Raw genomic sequence first — 16,664 nt, 5'->3', positions numbered from 1 at the left:
TTGAACCATGGCGGTCCAGCAGAACAGAAAAACTCCTTCCAAACGTGGTATGCGTCGTTCGCACGATGCACTGCGGGGCGAAACCCTCTCCATCGATCCAACCTCTGGTGAGACCCATCTTCGCCACCACGTCTCTCCTGACGGTTTCTACCGCGGCCGCAAGGTTGTCAGCGGTAAGGGCGAATAAACCCTCATTACCGTGGGCAGTATGATAGTGGTTCATCACAACCGTCCTTTTGGGACGGTTGTGCTTTTTTGCGTCCGCAAAAGCAGTTCAAGGGTCCGGAAATGAACAAGCGACCGCAGTCCGTTCCCGGGCCACGGGTTTGCTCTCTCGCCGACCCTGACCTCCCGAGGAGATGTAGTTGAGCGATCGGATTAGCATAGCCTTGGATGCGATGGGTGGGGATTTCGGCCCTTCCGTGGTGGTACCTGCCGCCCTCGATTTTCTGAAGCGGGATCAGGATGTTGACCTGATCCTGGTCGGACAGGAAGCGGCGATAAAAGAACACCTGGGGGGACGGCAACCTGACGCACGGCTGCGCATCATAGCCGCCTCGGAAGAGGTCGGCATGGACGAACTGCCCTCCAAGGCGCTGCGCGGGAAAAAGGACTCTTCCATGCGTGTCGCCATCAATCTGGTCAAAGAGGGGCAGGCTCACGCCTGTGTCAGTGCCGGGAACACCGGCGCCCTGATGGCGATTGCCCGATTCGTTCTGAAGATGCTTCCCAATGTGGATCGTCCGGCCATTATTACCGCGCTGCCCTCAATGACCGGACACACCTGGGTGTTGGACTTGGGGGCGAATGTCGAGAGCAGTTCCGATCACCTGTTTCAGTTTGCCGTGATGGGAAGTGAACTCGTTGCCTCGGTCGATGAGGATATCCCCAACCCACGCATTGGGCTGTTGAATATCGGCCAGGAGGAGATCAAGGGCAATGACCAGGTAAAGCGGGCGCATGAGCTGTTGAGCAACAGTTCACTCAATTATATTGGATATATCGAGGGCGACGGTGTCTATACTGGTGAAGTCGATGTGGTAGTGACCGATGGGTTTGTCGGAAACATTGCATTGAAAAGCGCGGAAGGCGTCGCCAAAATGATAGCCTATTACCTGAAAAGCGGCTTTAAACGTAATATATTCACCAAACTGGCCGGCTTTCTGGCCATACCGGTCATCAACGGCTTCCGCAAAAAGATCGACCCGCGCCGGTATAACGGGGCCAGTCTCCTGGGTCTGCGCGGCATCGTGATCAAGAGTCACGGCGGAGCCGATGTACTGGCTTTCGAGAATGCCATCCAAATGGCCAAGAAGGCAGTCCACAACAACGTCCCGGAGCGCATAGCCCATGGGGTCGAATGTCAACTTGAAAAAAGGGCAAGCGTGTGACCTATTCCCGCATTATCGGAACAGGCAGTTATCTGCCGGAGAAGGTACTGACCAATGACGACCTGGCGCAGATGGTCGACACATCCGACCAGTGGATCAGGGAACGCACCGGGATACATAAACGGCATATTGCGGCCGATGGCGAAACTACCTGCGATCTGGCCGAACATGCGGCACGCAATGCCATAGCCGCCTCGGGAAAATCCATCGCGGACATCGACCTGATTGTGGTCGCGACCACCACGCCGGATCAGATATTCCCCAGCACCGCCTGTCTGCTGCAGAGCCGGCTGGATATCCACGGTTGTGCCGCCTTTGACGTGCAGGCCGTCTGTACCGGGTTTATTTACGCCCTGGGTGTGGCGGACAACTTTATCCGTGCGGGCAATGCCACCTGCGCACTGGTAATCGGCGCCGAGACCTTTTCACGTATCCTCAACTGGCAGGACCGCGGCACCTGCATCCTGTTCGGTGACGGTGCCGGAGCGGTGGTCATCGAGAAGAGTGACGAGCCGGGCATCCTCTCCACCCACCTGCATGCGGATGGTGATTATGCCAATCTGCTGCAAGTCCCGGAAGGCGTTTCCAAAGGCTATGACGTGGTCAGGCAAAATGCCGCCTTTGTCGAGATGAAAGGCAACGAGGTGTTCAAGATGGCGGTGAACACCCTGGGCCGCATCGTTGACGAAACCCTGGAAAAAAACGGTATGCGGAAATCGGATGTGAACTGGCTGATCCCGCACCAGGCCAATATCCGCATCATTCAGGCCACGGCACGCAAACTGCGCATGCCCATGGAGCAGGTCGTCGTCACGGTCCATGAACATGGCAATACCTCCGCGGCCTCCGTGCCAATGGCACTGGATGTCGCCGTGCGCGATGGAAGAATCAAAAAAGGGGAAACCCTGCTGATGGAGGCCTTCGGTGGTGGTTTTACCTGGGGCTCGGTACTGGCAAGGTTTTAACTGATCTAACCTGATCTTTCCATAAATCGCTCGCCAAGACGTTAAGGAACGCAAAGTAAAACACGGATATAATGCCGCAACGTCGCGGCAGGCGCTGCGAAGGGCGTTAGGCTGCCAGCTGTTCGGTAGGTCGTGTTTTTGAGCCTTTGCGAGCGGTGCGTCTCTGCGGGAATAATTCGGTACAGTACGTTTGGAGATAGAGATGCTTGAAAATGAGATTGCACTGGTAACCGGGGCGAGCCGGGGTATCGGTGAGGCCATTGCCGCAGGACTCGGCGAGCAGGGCGCCACAGTGATTGGCACGGCAACTTCTGAATCCGGTGCGGCCGCCATCACGGCCCGCTTCGCAGAGGCCGGCATCAAAGGGCAGGGGATGGTCCTGAATGTGACGGATCCCGACTCCATTGATACCGTGCTGAAGGCAATCGCAGAAGGCTTCGGCGCCCCCAGTATTCTGATCAACAACGCCGGGATCACCCGGGACAATCTGCTGATGCGCATGAAGGATGAGGAGTGGGATAGCATCCTGGATACCAATCTCACTTCGATCTATCGATTGTCCAAGGCCTGTCTCCGTTCCATGATGAAGGCACGCAAGGGTCGCATCATCAGCATCGGCTCCGTGGTCGGTTCCACCGGAAATGCCGGCCAGACCAATTATGCCGCGGCCAAGGCGGGGATGATCGGTTTCACCAAATCGCTGGCGCGGGAAGTGGGCTCACGTGGCATCACCGTCAACGCCGTGGCCCCCGGTTTTATCGATACCGATATGACCCGGGAACTCCCGCAAGAGCAACACAAAAAACTGCTTTCCGAGATCCCTCTGGCGCGCCTGGGCGCGCCCAAAGAGATTGCCAACGCCGTCGTTTTCCTTGCTTCATCCGCCGCGGATTACATCACCGGTGAGACATTACACGTCAATGGCGGCATGTACATGGGGTAAACCCTAATAATTTCCCATGCACTCGAGCTTTAAGTAATGAATGTATTGGGTTGTTATTAAAGTATTTTTTTCTGTCATCAAAAAACAAGAGATTTAAGGTCAATTTGCTTTGAACTTTTGAGGTTTGATGAATACAATACCCGTCGGTCGTGTGACAAGCCGACCATATTTTTTTACCGGAGGAATTTAAGAACATGAGCTCTGTCGAAGAACGTGTTAGGAAGATAGTTGTTGAACAGCTGGGTGTATCAGAAGATGAGGTGACCCTGGAAGCCTCTTTTGTGGACGATCTGGGTGCAGACTCTCTTGACACAGTTGAGCTGGTCATGCAACTGGAAGAAGAGTTCGGTACTGAAATTCCAGATGAAGACGCTGAGAAGATCACCACTGTCAAGCTGGCGGTTGAGTACATCAACGCACACAGCTGATCCACACTCACCCGTTCAATACAAGGCCGCACAGCCGTCTATAGCGACTGGTTGCGGCTTTTTGCTATACAAAGATCCCAATAGGGGGTAGGTCTCAGATGTCTGGAAGAAGGGTCGTTATAACTGGGCTCGGCATGGTGGCTCCGGTTGGACACACGGTTAAAGAAGCCTGGGAGAGCATACTCGCAGGCAAGAGCGGTATTCAACCGATCACGCATTTCGATATTGAACCTTTCAGCGTCCATTTCGGCGGTCCGATCTACGGATTCGACGTGACCCAGTACGTACCCAAGAAGGATGTGAGAAAAATGGATAAGTTCATCCATTACGGCATAGCCGCCGGCTCACAGGCGATTGAGGACTCCGGACTGGAAATCACTGATGAGACGGCCCCACGTATTGGTGTGGCGATCGGCGCCGGTATTGGCGGCATCACCGGAATCGAGAACAGCTATCAGGCCTATCTTGATGGTGGTCCAAGAAAAATTTCTCCGTTCTTCGTGCCCGCCAACATCATCAACATGGTGGCCGGCAATCTCTCCATCAAATACGGTCTGCGCGGCCCCAACTACTCGATCGTATCCGCCTGCAGCACCGGAACACACAATATCGGTGAGGCGACCCGCCTGATCCGTCACGGCTACGTGGATGCCATGGTGGCCGGTGGTGCGGAGATGGCGACTTCGCCGGTCGGTCTGGGTGGTTTTGCCGCCGCCCGTGCCCTCTCAACCCGTAATGACGATCCCCAGGCGGCTAGCCGGCCCTGGGACCGGGACCGGGATGGATTCGTGCTCAGCGATGGCGCCGGTGTGCTGGTGCTCGAAGAGTATGAGGCGGCAAAAGCCCGTGGGGCCAACATCTATGCCGAGATCGTGGGTGTGGGCATGAACTCGGATGCCTATCACATGACCGCGCCATCGGTGGGCGGTGAAGGCGCCAGCGAGTGCATGCTGCTGGCACTGAAAGACGGCGGCATCAACCTGGAGCAGGTCGACTACATCAACGCCCACGGCACCTCGACACCGGCGGGTGACATTGCCGAGACCTTCGCGGTGAAGCGGGCCTTTGGGGATCACGCCTATAAACTGGCGGTCAGCTCGACAAAATCCATGACCGGCCACATGTTGGGTGCCGCCGGTAGCGTCGAGGCCGTTTTCTCCGCATTGGCCATTCGCGATCAGGTCGCACCGCCTACCATCAATCTGGAAAACCAGGATCCGGAATGTGATCTTGACTACGTGCCGAACACCGCCCGGAAGATGAAGATTGACGTGGCCATCTCCAACTCCTTCGGCTTCGGGGGCACCAACGGCACACTGGCGTTCCGTCGCCTGACCGATTGATCCTTGTTGAACCGGTTTGCACGCCAGACGATGCCGCTGCCGGCCATCCGGCTTGTCGCCGTAGGGGCAGGCCCCTGTGCCTGCCCGTTCCCCGGGCAACCACGGGGGGTTGCCCCTACGCCAATCCATGGCCTCCGCGGCATAAGTCCATCCCTGGACAAAAAACGCCTGATCCCGGGCGTTTTTTATTGTCGGTACTATTAATGAAGGCCGCTTCCGGCTATCTTTCTGTCAGTACTCCCAGGCCAGCGAATCGTGAGGAATACGCTTGTTGATCAATGGCGAAAAAGAGACCCGGGTTGCGGCAACTGACCGCGGATTGCAGTTCGGCGATGGACTGTTCGAGACCGTTGCCATAAAAAATGGCCGCCCCTGCCTGTGGCGACGCCACATGGAAAGACTGTCGAGCGGCTGCTCCCGATTGGGTATCGAACCGCCCGACGCCGACCAGCTATATGAAGAGGTAATGGCCGAAACCGGTGAAGAGACGCAGGGTGTCATAAAGATCATTGTGACCCGCGGACCGGGACGCAGGGGATACCGTCCGCAGCCGAATCACACACCGACCCGTATCCTCAACTGGAGTCAGTATCCGGTTTTCCCCGAGCAGGTCTACCAACGTGGCATCGTGGCCCGTCTCTGCTCCACCCGGCTTGGGTGGAATCCGGCACTGGCTGGACTGAAGCATCTCAATCGCCTGGAACAGGTTCTGGCCAGATCCGAATGGAACGACCCATCAGTCCAGGAAGGGCTGATGATGGACACGGCCGATTGTGTGATTGAAGGCACCAGTTCCAATCTGTTTGTGGTTCAGGACGAGAGAATCTATACCCCTGATCTGAGTCGCTGCGGTGTCGCGGGAGTCATGCAGGGCGTGGTGATCGAGGTCGTCCAGAACCTGAATATTCCCATCATCATCACCGACATCTCGCTGCACGACCTGTGGACCGCGGATGGACTCTTTGTAACCAATTCGCTGATAGGCATCTGGCCGGTTCGGGAGCTTTCCGGCCAGGAATTTTCGGTGGATGCGATACCGGAAAAACTGCTTGAGGCAGTTCTGGAACAGGGTTTCAATCATGCCTGATGATCTTTTTCCCTCTCTATCCAGACGCTAATCCGGTAAAATTGTCCTGATGTTTTATCGACTGATTGGAATACTCGTTCTTGGCGGAAGCTTCGCCCTTGCCTGGGTGATGATGTCACTCAACAGTTTCAGCAGCAACCCCATGCAGCTACCCGATGCGGGGGTCAGCTACGAGCTGATGCCCGGCAGTTCACTCTCGGCCGTGGCCAGGGATCTGGAACAGCGGGGCTATCTGGAGAGCGCGTTCTATTTCCAGTTAATGGCCCGGCTGGACGGTCAGGCCAGCCGCATCCAAGCGGGTGAATACCATCTCGCGTCTGGGTTGACGCCGAAATCATTGCTGGCGCTGCTGGTTTCCGGCCGGGTCGTGAGCCACACGCTCACCCTGGTGGAGGGGTGGAGTTTTCAGCAGGTCCTGGTGGCCGTGGCGGGGCATCAAGCCCTGAAGAAGACGCTTTCCGGTCTCTCCGATGAGGAGATCATGGCTAAGCTGGGATTTCCCGACATGCATCCGGAGGGTCGGTTTCTGCCGGATACCTACCATTTCCCGAAGGGCACCAGCGATCTGGACTTCCTGAGACGTGCGCATCGCGCCATGGAGCAGCTATTGGCGCGTGAATGGGCGTCGCGGGAGCCGGATCTGCCCCTGAAAAGCCCCTACGAGGCGCTGATAATCGCCTCGATAGTCGAAAAAGAGACCGGGCGGGCAGAGGAGCGTCCGGAGATTGCCGGCGTGTTTATCCGGCGGCTCAGAAAAGGCATGCGGCTGCAGACCGATCCGACGGTTATCTATGGCATGGGGAAGGCCTTCAACGGAAATATCAGACGTAGTGATCTGCGCCAGGATACCCCTTACAATACCTACGTCCACGGTGGGCTACCGCCGACCCCCATCAGCATGCCGGGGGCAGACGCACTGCATGCGGTATTGCATCCGGCCGAGGGCAAGAGCCTCTACTTCGTCGCCAAGGGTGACGGCTACCACCATTTTTCCGACACCCTGGCTGAACATAACAAGGCCGTAAGAAAATACCAGTTGAAGCGATAACTGAATATGACAGTCACCAAAGGAAAGTTCATCACGGTAGAGGGAGGCGAGGGGGCTGGCAAGAGCTCCAACCTGGCCTTTATCCGCGATCTGCTGGAACAGTCGGGAGTCGAAGTGGTTTTCACCCGTGAACCCGGTGGCACCGCCCTGGGGGAGGAGATCCGCGACCTCCTGTTGGGCCACAAGCACACCGGTATGGCCAAGGACACCGAACTGATGCTGATGTTTGCCGCCAGGGCGGAGCATCTGGCACGGATCATTTTACCGGCCCTGAATGCCGGGAAATGGGTACTCTGTGACCGATTCACCGACGCCTCCTACGCCTATCAGGGTGGCGGTCGCGGGATCGAGATGGCGCGGATTCGCGCACTTGAGGAGTGGGTGCAGCAGGGTCTGAAACCCGATCTGACCCTGTTGCTGGATCTGCCGATCGAGACCGGGCTGGATCGTGCGGAACAGCGCTCCGAACCGGATCGCTTCGAAGTGGAGCAGCACGCCTTTTTTGAACGGGTGCGATCGACCTACCTGGAGATTGCCCAAAGTGACAGCCAGCGCGTCCGGGTCATTGACGCGGCGGTGCCACTGGCCCAGGTACAGGCGCAGATTCGTCTCATCATAGAACGGTTCGTGCAGGAACAGCACCATGGATGATCATCTGTCGGCGAGCCTCGTCGATGAGGCCGTTCTGCCCTGGCAGGAGGCGAACTGGCAACGCCTTCTGTCGGCAAGGCAATCGGAACGCCTGCCCCATGCGCTGTTGCTGACCGGCGGTGTCGGCCTGGGGAAATCCTGGTTTGCGCATCGTTTGGCGGCATCACTGTTATGCAGTGAAGTGCGGGGAAACGGCAAGCCGTGCGACAGTTGTCAGAACTGTCGGCTACTACAGGCGTCGACCCACCCGGATTTCACCTTGCTGCAACCGGAAGAGCCGGGCAAGGTGATCAAGATCGATACCATCAGGGAGTTCACCCAAAAGGGTGCCCTCACCAGCCGTTCCGGCGGTTTCAAGGTAATTATCATCGAGCCGGCCGACGCACTGAATAGCGCTGCGGCAAACAGTCTGCTGAAGACTCTGGAAGAACCGGTGGACCGCACCGTGATCATTCTGGTGACCGCCCAGTCGGGGCGTCTCCCGGCAACCATTCGCAGCCGCTGCCAGCGTTATCACTTCACGCCCCCGGATGAAAGCGCCGCGCTCGCCTGGTTGAGCCGGCAGGTGCAGGGGACGGCCGATCTCCGGTTACTCCTCTCGCTGGCCGCTGGCGGCCCCTTGCTGGCGGTGAAATATGCTCGGGATGGCACCTTGGAAGAGCGCGCCAGGATGATCGAGGAGCTGACATCGGTCCTGAAGGGCGCACAGGACCCGCTCACGGTGGCACTGCGTTGGAGCAACCTGGAGCAGGACGGCGTCCTCAAATGGTTCAGCGGCTGGGTGATCGACCTGATAAGGGTAAAGATTGCGGTAGAATCTGCCAATATAATCAATGTGGATCAAAGGGATCGCTTGCAAGCGCTGGCGCGAAAGGTAAACTCTAGAAGACTGTATGCGCTGATGGACCGACTGTTTGAGGCAAACCGGACACTGGGTAGCCAGCTGAATACACAGATGCAACTGGAGAGCCTGCTGCTGGATTGGGCGGGTATTGGAGTTGAGTGATAGTGGTATGTCTGTAACGAATGCACCGACAGCCCGACAGGGTATTCTCTCTTTGACCATCAAGGACAAGAATGCCCTGTACGCAGCCTATATGCAGTACGTAAAAAATGGCGGGCTTTTCATTCCCACCAATAAGAAATATAACCTGGGAGATGAGGTATTCATGCTTCTGACCTTGATGGAGGAGACGGAACGCATACCAGTGGCCGGCAAGATCATCTGGATCACTCCGGTAGGGGCCGAAGGCAACCGTGCGGCGGGTATCGGCGTTCAGTTCAGCGATCAGGATGGCGGTATGGCGAGAAACAAGATCGAGGGCTACCTGGCCGGCGCCCTGAAATCCGATCGTCCCACACACACCATGTAGGCGGCTGCTCCGTCAGGTCAGCCGGCCTTCTTCCCAGTACAGCCAAGAGTTTGGAATGCTTGTAGACTCCCATTGCCACCTGGACCGCCTGGACCTGGCGCCCTTCGATAACAACTTCCAGACCCTGCTCGATTCCACCCGGGCGGCCGGCGTGGGTCATATCCTCTGCGTCTCCATCGATCTGGAGAGCTACCCGGCGATGCTGGCCCTGGTAGAAGATCAGCCCGACATCTCCATCTCCGTAGGAGTCCACCCCAATGACCGGGACCGCCAGGAACCCAGTCCGGAGGAGTTGGCGACACTCGCCCGGCACCAGAAAAACGTGGCAATCGGCGAGACCGGTCTCGACTATTTTCGCAGCGAGGGGGACCTGGAATGGCAGCGGACGCGCTTCCGGCGCCATATCGCCGCGGCCAGGCTCTGTAGCAAGCCGCTGATTATTCACACCCGGGCGGCCAAGGAAGACACCCTGCGTATCATGCGGGAGGAGGGGGCCGATAGCGTCGGTGGGGTAATGCACTGCTTTACCGAGGATTGGGACATGGCCCGGCAGGCGCTGGATCTGGGTTTCTACATCTCATTCTCCGGCATCATCACCTTCAACAGCGCGGCCGATCTGCGGGAGGTGGCGAAAAAGGTACCGCAGGACAGGCTCCTGATCGAGACCGATTCTCCCTACCTGGCGCCGATACCCCATAGGGGGAAATCCAATATTCCGGCCTATGTGGGGTACGTCGCAGATAAGATTGCCGAACTCCGTGGACTCACCCGTGAACAGCTTGAAGCACTCACGACAGATAACTTCAATAGATTATTTTTAACTGATAAATAAGTTAGTTACATTATCTTTGTGATCTATTTTTTAAGTATTTTCGGCCGGGAGTCCTCATCCAGCCCCACGTAGGTAATGGAGGCCACGGCCACCCGCCCGACGGTATGGGGATCCCTGTCCCGCTCCGCATAGACTTCCACCTTGACCCGAATCGAGGTGTTCCCCTTACGCTCGACTTCGGCATAACAGCTCACCAGATCCCCCACATGCACCGGCTTTTCGAACTGGAAATCGTGCACGGCGACCGTCACCACCCGGGCGTCGGCCACCTGCATGGCGATGAGACTGCCGGCAATGTCGACCTGGGACATCAGCCAGCCACCAAAAATATGCCCGGAAGGGTTGGTGTCCGCCGGCATGGCGAGAACCCTGACCGTTAACTGACGTTCACCGGGATTGCGCTCTTCGATGGGGTATTTACTCATGATATGAATTTACGTTCCTGGGAAGTTGTTATTAACTAAGCTAATAGTATATTTTATACAATAGGTTAACGAGTATTATTAATCAGTTTTATTAGTTATTACCCGATCCAGAATCTGTAGCGCATCGATCAGTTTACGCTGCCCGGTATAGAAATGGGGCGAGAATCGGATACCACCGCCACGCGCCGCGCAGATCACCTGGCGCTGCATCAGCTCACGATATATCTTCTCCTGGTCGCCGCCGCGCACCTTGAAGGTGACTATACCGGAGCGTCGCTCCGGATCGGCCGAACTGATTAGTTCAAGTCGTGGGTGATCCGAGATCAGCTGGACCAGCAGATCCGTGTTGCGCAGGATATCCGCCGAAATGCGCTCCAATCCGATCTCCCGTATCAGCGAAAGACTGCTGTTGAGCGCATGAATTCCCAGCATATTGGGGCTACCGCACTCAAAGCGGCGTCCGCTGCTGGCCGGATCCGTCGCCAGAGCATCGAAATCCCCAGCGGTTTCCAGCATGTGCCAGCCGAACTGATGCAGCGTGAGCTGCTCACGGATACGCTTGTCGGTATACAGCAGCGCCACGCCCTCCGGTCCCAACATCCATTTATGGCCATCCGCCACCACGAAATCAGCACCGACCTCGGCCACATCAAAGGCCAGGGCACCCAGGCTCTGAATCGCATCCACACAAAACAAGACATTGTTTTTATTGGCATATTCCCCGATTCGCAACAAATCCATCCGCAACCCGGACGCATACTGCACGGAACTGACACTGATCAGCCGGGTATTTTTGTCACAGGCCGCCAGCAGCGCGGCCTCGGGCTCCTGGCCAGGGCCGGGGTCGATCATCCGGGCCGTCACCCCATAGCGCTCCAGGCTCTGCCAGACCACTCGATTGGACGGAAACTCCTGTTTCAGAAACACCACATTCTGGCCAGCTTGCCACTCCAGACCGTGGGCGATGGCCGACAGTGCCTCGGACGTGCTTTTCTGAATGGCAATATCATCCGCGGACGGCGCATTGATCAACCAGGCCAGGTTGTCCCGCAACTGGCGCTCCGTATCCATCCACTGCAGGTAATTGCTGGCGCCGAGCCGGGCATTTTCCTCGGCGAAGCGCTTAACGGTCTCCGCCGTACCTAACGGCCAGGGGGAGACCGCCGCATGGTTCAGATAGATCAGATCATCACTCAGAGCGAATGGATTTTGCGTGTTGTTCATTTTAACCATCGTGGGATTACCGCTGTTGATTTGCAGAATAGCGGTCTTTACCAAGATAAATCCAGCCCCTGAACAACATTGTCAATGGTATTCTGCCTAATCAATAATTGCGCATAATGTATATTATGTTAAATAACTAAGATAGAGGAATCAGCCTGGAATGCCGTGCGGTGGTCGTTTGCAACAACTACTAAAGAAATTTTGCAATAACGCCTAAAATTCACCCCCCTTAACCGCGCTCTGTCTAATCAATCTCAGTGTTTCTGGTTTGCCCCGATTGCTGCGATGATCGCCTTCAACTCGTCAATGTCGTCTTTGAACTCGTCTGGCGTTGGTACTTGCTTCTGACCATCGGCTGAAGCGTCGTGAGCATCGACCACGTCATTGCATCGTTGGTAAAGCTCTTGAATACGCGTGTTCTCCGCAGCTGTGAATCCCTTTATTACTTTGTCGAGCATCTTCGGCTGGATGTAGTCGCTAAATCGCTGGACAGTCCCGGCCAGCACTTCATCCTGAACTGCCCGCTCAACGGTTGCTCGTAACTTTGAATAGCAGCTCCGCATCTCCTGTACTTGCTCATCATTGGGTTGTGCCGCTCCCCATTCACGGTTCATCTTTCGCTGGAGCTGCTCCAACCTGTCGACCCGTTGGCTGACTTTCTGCTGATCCCATGGCAAGCCATTTCGCACATTGCCTGGGCGTTGATTGTCCCATTCGAGATGATGAATCTTATGCTTCACGCCTGTGCGTTTGATTTGATCACGCAGCTGCCCAAGAAATGACGCATCGTGCGTAAATACAATAACTTGTCTGTTCTGGGCTTCTTCCACCTGACGTTTAGCGACCAAGTGCCGCCGCTGATGATCCAACGAGGAAACCGGGTCGTCGAAGCAAATGCCTCCTCGATGGTTGGCCAGCTGAAGTTCTGCGAAGAACGATGACAGCGCTATTGCTCGTTGCTCGCCTTCACTCAGCACTTCTTCGAGCTTTTCCTGGCGACCAGACCCGTTGAAATCCAAGCTGAGCGTTTGTTGCGGGATTCCACGCCTGACTCTCGTATCAAGGACTACACGAACTTCCCTCACTTTAAGCCGACGAAACTCGGATTTCAGCGCCGTGAACAGCTCGTCGTTCACGTGAACTTCGGATAACTCTTTGGTTTTATTAGAAATCGTCCGTGTATCAAGCGCCGCATTGCACTTGGTGAGCAAGTTCTTCCGCTTCATGTTGATGAGGCATGTAGTCACCGCATGTGCAAGCGTTGCGAATTGCTTCTTGGCATTGAGTTCCGACTTCTGTTGTTCCAATTCGGCGCGTTTCTTCGGATCGAAAGCTCGCGAATATCGACGTGCCGCTTTCAACTGAGCTGCGGCTCGTTGCCTGAGCCGACCGCGAATATCCGATACATCAAACTCGTCGATTCCCGCATAGTTTCGAGACTTGATGGATGCAAGAAGTGCGTCTGTACGTTCTCTTAGCTGCGTTTCAAGATCAAAGGTGTCGTTTGCCAGCTGAGCGTTGAGGCGTTCCAGTTCCCCACGCAGGGTTTTGGTGGGATCAAAACCAACCTTTCGGGCCGAGACTCGCTCAATCAACTTGTCGTATTTCGCTGTCTGTTCGCGCAACGTTGTGGAAGCCTCGTTTGCCACGAACGCCTTGAACTTAGAAAGCCTATTCGCGCCGTCGTCACTCAAAGGCTGTTGGCATAACACGCATTTCTCGCCTGTTTTCGATGGGAGGTCGTCGTTTTCGGCATAGTCCGCAGCTTGTGCGAACTTCTGCGCAGCCTCGAAAAGCACCTTCCATTCCCTACCCCCGGTGCCCTTCAAGGGTTCTTCGTCGGTATGGAGCAATTTGCTGGCAGCCTCGACCGCCTTTTCCGCCGTATCCAAATTATCCAGGATCACACGGATCACTTTGATGGAATTTGCAGTGAGGTGCTTTCCTTGTTCAGAAACCTCGTTTGCCAGAGCCTTCAATCTCTGATACGAACCGGTCAGCTCGTCTGCTTTGTCCTTCGGAGAGTCCTCAGCAAGGGTTTTTATCAGCGCTTCAAGTTCCTGTTCGTCTTCTGGACTGAAGTCAGCAAACGGCTCCAACGTTTTTTCGTCTGTGAGGTGGCTTAAGCCCGTCAGCACCCTACCGATTTCGGTGCCTCCCTTGAGGTGTTCAAAATCTGCCGAACTTGTGTTTAGTGCGGCAAGTTCCCGATCCACCCGCTGTCGTAACTCAGGTAACACGACATCACCAAAGTTTTTGACGATGTCCAATCCATACGGCAGGTAAGCAACATCCTGGTTGGGTTTCAGGTATATTCGGGCGCATGAGCTATCGAATACTGAAATCGTTGCCAGTTCTTCCGGAGAGGCTCGATTCATCTGCCACGGAATCTGCTTTGAATTCCCATTTTCTTGCAAATCGAAGAGTGCGCTGGGTACGGCTGCCCGTGCTGCCGCGTCGGTCAAATCCGTGTGTATCTTTTCACTATCTTCGCGTGCGCGGCACGCTTTCTTCATTACCCGCGCATAACCGGACTTTCCGCTACCGTTTGCACCATAGATGACCGTGATCCCAGCCGGTTCGAAAGACAGGGTCTGTCCGCCAGCGAGGCGGTTGACGTTTTTTAGCTTCCGCAACGCCAATACTTCGACGTGCGGTGCTTGCGCGGGATTCACGGGTATGTGCTCAGCGGCAAGTGGCTGTGGCTCAGGTTCATTTCCATCTCCAAGTCCGTGTGCAGCCAGCATCATGCTGAACAGCTCGTCATAGTCCCCTGGCTCCAGCACACCATCCCGGATCAACAACCGGCGAAGTGCGTCCTGCTTCCACGGGGACAGGGTTTGCGACCAGCCCAAGATTTCGTCCATAAGCACCATTTCGCCTTCTCCCTGCCTATCGTTGAGTGTCTGTAAGTAGCTTTTGGATTAATCCGTCGCCTTGCGAAAGCAATCTCGCTATCGAGGCGTCAAAAGCCCGCTTGAACTCCGGGTCCTGCGCGTAGCTCTTGTACAAATCCAATTCCCGGCGACGTTCTTTGCTGACGGCGTTCTGGATGAGTTTCTCCAAAGCCAGTTGGCTGTTCTGTTTGTCGGGATTGTTGACGACCTGGGTCTCGTAGCTTGGGTCTTCCATGACGTGTTTGGCGATATTGATGAACTTGACCCGCTGTTCTTCCGGGGTGGCATCCCAGCCTTGGAACCAGCGTTCGTTGAATACCTTGATGATCTCGTCCAACGGGTCTTTGTGCTCTTCGTCTACGGGTACGCCACGAGGATTTGGGTTTTGTGGGTCAATCTCACTTTCAGTGCTGTCTAGCCCGATTTCTTCCCTGAGCTTTGTTCTTTCGAGGCCGTAAGTGGACAGGTCGACGCTCTCCAGCAGTTCGTCGAGGACGTCTTTATCCTTGTCCTTGATCTTCAGCTTGGGGATCAAGAACTTGAGGAACCAGTGCAGCTTTTCCCAGACGATGTTGTCGAATGACAGAATGCAGGCGACTTGGGCGTAGATTTTGACGAACTGTTTGGCCTTGATCTTGAAGTCGGCTTTCACGTCATCGTCTAGTTCCAGTTCGCTGTTGAAACGCTCTGCACAGGTATCGATGATCGGGCTGAGTTGTTCGGCTGGCACGCTTTTAAAGAACAGCTCGTTGAATTGCTCGACTTCATGCCATTCGTAGACACCCTCTTCGTCCAGTGACTCCTTCAGCTCGTGGAGCACATTCACATCGGTGGCCGATGACAGGCTGGTTGCCGTGTAGAACGGGTCGAACGCCTTCTTGATAGAGTCGGTGGTGTTGAAGAAATCGAGAACGAAGATGTCTTCGGTGCGCTTGCCGAGCTTGTGATTGCAGCGGTTCAGGCGGGACAGGGCCTGCACAGCCAGCACGCCTTGCAGCTTCTTGTCCACGTACATGGTGGTCAGCTTGGGCTGGTCGAAGCCAGTCAGGTATTTGTTGGCAACCACCAGCAGGCGGTATTCGTCGCTGTCGAACTTGTCTTCGATGTCCTTGCCGGGAAAGCCGTTGATACTGTCTTCGGTGTACTCAACACCGTCGACAGTCTTCTTGCCCGAGAAGGCAATCACTGCCTTGAAACCGGCCCTGCGATCTCTCAGTAGGTCGCGAATCTTTTGGAAATAGTGAATCGCCGTCTCAATATTGCGGGTAACCACCATTCCCTTGGCCTTGCCCTTGAGCTTCTTGGCCGCGACCACATGGTCCATAATGTGGTTGACCATAATCTCGGCTTTGACGGCGATGGTCTCCTTGTGGCCTTCGACATAGGCACGCAGCTTCTTCTGCGCCTTGGCACTGTCGAACAACGGGTTGTCCTGGATGGACTTTTCGATCTCGTAGTAGCTCTGGTAGGTGGTGTAGTTGGCTACCACATCGAGGATGAAGCCCTCCTCGATGGCCTGCTTCATGGAATACAGGTGGAAGGGCCTGAAGGTGCCGTCCGGTTGCTGCACGCCGAAGCGTTCCAGGGTGGCGTTCTTCGGCGTGGCGGTGAAGGCAAAGTATGAGGCATTGCCGCGCATCTTGCGGCGGCGCATGGCCTCCAGAATCCTGTCCTGAACCTCGTCCTCGCCGTCGTCGTACTGGCTGCCCTCGCCCAGCGACTTGTTCAGGTTGTCCGCCGCTGAGCCGGATTGAGAACTGTGCGCCTCGTCGATAATGACAGCGAAATGCTTGTCCGATAAGTCGTCGATACCATCCACGATGAAGGGAAACTTCTGGATGGTGGTGATGATGATCTTCTTGCCGGATTGCAGTGAGTTCTTGAGGTCTTGTGAACTCTCGGCATGGGCGACGATGTTCTTTACCTCGGAAAACAGCTTGATGTTGTTCTTCAGCTGCTTGTCCAGCACGCGGCGGTCAGTGACCACCACCACGGAATCGAAGATCGGGTGGTGGCTGCCCGGCTTGTATTGCTCGATCAGCTGGTAAGACGCCCAG

Annotated in this window: 16 protein-coding genes; 12 read left to right on the top strand and 4 right to left on the bottom strand. The window is 55.8% G+C overall.

Annotated features, from left to right (window positions below; translation table 11 throughout):
- Positions 1-7: 7 nt before the first annotated feature.
- From rpmF to O9K64_RS07770, 12 genes are all read left to right on the top strand, one after another.
- A complete protein-coding gene (gene rpmF / locus O9K64_RS07825; protein WP_260293861.1) occupies positions 8-187 on the top strand; it encodes a 50S ribosomal protein L32 in 180 nt (59 codons plus the stop codon).
- A 178-nt stretch (positions 188-365) separates the two neighbouring features.
- A complete protein-coding gene (gene plsX, locus O9K64_RS07820) occupies positions 366-1,391 on the top strand; it encodes a phosphate acyltransferase PlsX (protein WP_275097520.1) in 1,026 nt (341 codons plus the stop codon).
- Positions 1,388-2,356 carry a beta-ketoacyl-ACP synthase III gene (locus O9K64_RS07815; protein ID WP_275097519.1) on the top strand — a complete coding sequence of 323 codons (969 nt, stop codon included), beginning with the start codon at positions 1,388-1,390 and terminating at the stop codon, positions 2,354-2,356. Before plsX ends, O9K64_RS07815 begins: the two co-directional genes overlap by 4 nt.
- 202 nt (positions 2,357-2,558) lie before the next feature.
- Positions 2,559-3,299, top strand: a complete 741-nt coding sequence (gene fabG, locus O9K64_RS07810) for a 3-oxoacyl-ACP reductase FabG (RefSeq protein WP_275097518.1) — start codon at positions 2,559-2,561, stop codon at positions 3,297-3,299.
- A gap of 194 nt (positions 3,300-3,493) precedes the next feature.
- Positions 3,494-3,727: an acyl carrier protein gene (acpP, locus tag O9K64_RS07805; RefSeq protein WP_029134634.1), complete on the top strand. Its 234-nt coding sequence runs from the start codon at positions 3,494-3,496 to the stop codon at positions 3,725-3,727.
- A 98-nt stretch (positions 3,728-3,825) separates the two neighbouring features.
- Entirely contained in the window at positions 3,826-5,070 is a 1,245-nt protein-coding gene (gene fabF / locus O9K64_RS07800) for a beta-ketoacyl-ACP synthase II (RefSeq protein WP_275097517.1), read from the top strand.
- Positions 5,071-5,338: 268 nt separating this feature from the next.
- A complete protein-coding gene (gene pabC / locus O9K64_RS07795; RefSeq protein WP_275097516.1) occupies positions 5,339-6,157 on the top strand; it encodes an aminodeoxychorismate lyase in 819 nt (272 codons plus the stop codon).
- A gap of 49 nt (positions 6,158-6,206) precedes the next feature.
- Positions 6,207-7,205, top strand: a complete 999-nt coding sequence (gene mltG, locus O9K64_RS07790) for an endolytic transglycosylase MltG (protein WP_275097515.1) — start codon at positions 6,207-6,209, stop codon at positions 7,203-7,205.
- Positions 7,206-7,211: 6 nt separating this feature from the next.
- Positions 7,212-7,856, top strand: a complete 645-nt coding sequence (tmk, locus tag O9K64_RS07785; protein WP_275097514.1) for a dTMP kinase — start codon at positions 7,212-7,214, stop codon at positions 7,854-7,856.
- Positions 7,849-8,862: a DNA polymerase III subunit delta' gene (locus tag O9K64_RS07780; RefSeq protein WP_275097513.1), complete on the top strand. Its 1,014-nt coding sequence runs from the start codon at positions 7,849-7,851 to the stop codon at positions 8,860-8,862. Before tmk ends, O9K64_RS07780 begins: the two co-directional genes overlap by 8 nt.
- Before the next feature lie 7 nt (positions 8,863-8,869).
- Positions 8,870-9,229, top strand: a complete 360-nt coding sequence (locus O9K64_RS07775) for a PilZ domain-containing protein (protein WP_260293873.1) — start codon at positions 8,870-8,872, stop codon at positions 9,227-9,229.
- A 55-nt stretch (positions 9,230-9,284) separates the two neighbouring features.
- Complete coding sequence (locus O9K64_RS07770) at positions 9,285-10,061, top strand: TatD family hydrolase (RefSeq protein ID WP_275097512.1); 777 nt, start codon at positions 9,285-9,287, stop codon at positions 10,059-10,061.
- 23 nt (positions 10,062-10,084) lie between these two features.
- Here the strand turns inward: O9K64_RS07770 and O9K64_RS07765 are convergent, their stop codons facing one another.
- The 4 genes from O9K64_RS07765 to O9K64_RS07750 all read right to left on the bottom strand — a co-directional run.
- Positions 10,085-10,486, bottom strand: coding sequence for an acyl-CoA thioesterase (locus O9K64_RS07765; protein WP_275097511.1), 402 nt, complete (start codon positions 10,484-10,486; stop codon positions 10,085-10,087).
- Positions 10,487-10,564: 78 nt separating this feature from the next.
- Complete coding sequence (locus tag O9K64_RS07760; protein WP_275097510.1) at positions 10,565-11,710, bottom strand: aminotransferase class V-fold PLP-dependent enzyme; 1,146 nt, start codon at positions 11,708-11,710, stop codon at positions 10,565-10,567.
- Positions 11,711-11,964: 254 nt separating this feature from the next.
- Entirely contained in the window at positions 11,965-14,586 is a 2,622-nt protein-coding gene (locus O9K64_RS07755; protein ID WP_275097509.1) for an AAA family ATPase, read from the bottom strand.
- A 16-nt stretch (positions 14,587-14,602) separates the two neighbouring features.
- The coding region (locus O9K64_RS07750; RefSeq protein ID WP_275097508.1) for a type I restriction enzyme subunit R domain-containing protein at positions 14,603-16,664 on the bottom strand (2,062 nt) is incomplete at its 5' end.

It is taken from the genome of Sedimenticola hydrogenitrophicus (genome assembly GCF_029017505.1).
Lineage (GTDB): Bacteria > Pseudomonadota > Gammaproteobacteria > Chromatiales > Chromatiaceae > Sedimenticola > Sedimenticola hydrogenitrophicus_A.
The sequence above is the reverse complement of the archived record's forward strand: the minus strand, read 5'-3'. Positions and strand labels throughout refer to the sequence as shown.